At 49.1% G+C, this 1723-nt stretch carries 1 pseudogene; it reads right to left on the reverse strand.

Features of this window, described 5'->3' with window-relative positions:
* Positions 1 to 1646: pseudogene (locus ACTHUM_RS13195) on the reverse strand (hemagglutinin repeat-containing protein); the annotation flags it as partial.
* Between the last annotated feature and the right edge of the window lie 77 nt (positions 1647 to 1723).

Consider the following 1723-nt stretch of genomic DNA (forward strand, 5'->3'; position numbering starts at 1 on the left):
TGTGTATGTTGCGGGTGTTGATACCGCTGCGGGTGGTGCTGTTTTTGCTGTCTCCGTCGCTGCCGTAGCCGATGGCGTTATTGTTGTTTTGACCTTTAGAAGCATCAGTCAAGCGGATTCCCGGGCCGGAATCGGCAGGACGGTTTTGCCCCATTGATTCACCGCTGATTGCAACACTTGCCCCGATACCGAAACTTTTGCCTTCATAGTAGCTGTGGTTTTGAATGTCGCTGGCAGTAAGGGTGGCCGTCTGAAAAAGGTTTTTTCCTTTGTCTTCGGCACTCTTGCCGGAGGTGATGATGCCGCCCTTGAGGTCTGTGTTGTCTCTGACTTTGATTTGATAGCCGTCTTCTCCGGCATAAATACCGCTTTGCTCGGTTACCGAGGCATGGTCTGCTTTGACTTTGCTTTGGCTGTAACTGCCGCTTGCACTGAATCCGTAACCGACGGTAACTTGGACATTGCCGTTTTGCTGTTTGCTCTGATAGGTTTCGCTATCTTGTACGCTTTGAATACTTAGGTTTTTGGCATTAACTTGTACGCCTGTGCCGCATACTTGTGCGCCTTTGATGATGGTATCGCCACCACTTTGGATAAGGGTTTGGCTGCCTTTTTCTCCTATGTGGCTATGGCGGTGGGTTACGCTATCGCCATTGCCGTAGCCTTTGCCGACATTGCCGCCTGCGGTAAAGCCTAGACCAGCCTCCTTGTCCGAATGATACGGCAGCACCTGCGTTCCAGCCGCTGCTTTTGTTGTTGCTGCGTTCGCTGCTGCTTTGTTCGGCGGATTGGAGTGTGATGTCGTTATCGGCAATCAGGCCGGTTCCTGCTTTGCCGGCAACATCTGAGCCGGTAATGTGGATATTGGATTGTTCTGCTGCGCCTGTGGCGATTAATGTGGTTTTACCGCCTGCTTGAATTTGACTCGCTTGGGCTTGGCTTGCTTGAACTCGGGTGGTTTGTCAGTTTTGCTGTTCGCCGTAGGTTATAGAGATGCTGACTTGTTTGGCATTGGTTGTACCATTGGCTAAGTTTTGTGCACTCTTACCTGTTTGATAGGCTTACCAGCCTGCATTGGCAGCTGCCATGGCATTGACACGACCATTTTTGCTTTGTCCGACTTGTTTGCTGCTTTGTGCGACGGCAATCGCTTGTTGTGCCAAATCGGTAACGGGCGAACTGAATGCCACCGTTAAGCCTTTTTGTTCATAGATTTGGGTGGTATTACTGTTTAATTTGTTGTGTGCCGCTTGAATGTCTATGCTTTGGGCATGGATGATATTGTTGCCTTCTGGGCTGGAAACGGTACTGCCGATTTGTTCGTAGTGTTTGCCTGCAACAATGGTGGTATCGCCTTTCAAGCTGCCTACGGTACTGCCTGTATGTTCGTTGCTTTGGGATTGGTTTTCTTGTGTGTTTGTCTTGCTGCCAATCGTGAAGCCAATCCCTGCGCTCATCAAGCCTGATTTTTGGGTTTGATGATAGCCTTCGCTCTGACTTTGAGTTTGGGTTGTACCAATGCGAACATGATTGCCTGCTTGAATCCGGGTGCCATTATCGGAAATAACATTGCTGCCAAGAATGTTGGCATCGTTTCTTGCCTGCAATACAACTTGCTTGCCTTCAAAGGTGCTGCTTTGGGCGGTTAGGAATAAACCTATCCTGTTGAATACATTGAAGCCAAGTACGCCTATCAACACTATATTAAAACACAGCCTTAGGA

It is taken from the genome of Neisseria sp. P0021.S006 (genome assembly GCF_051956895.1).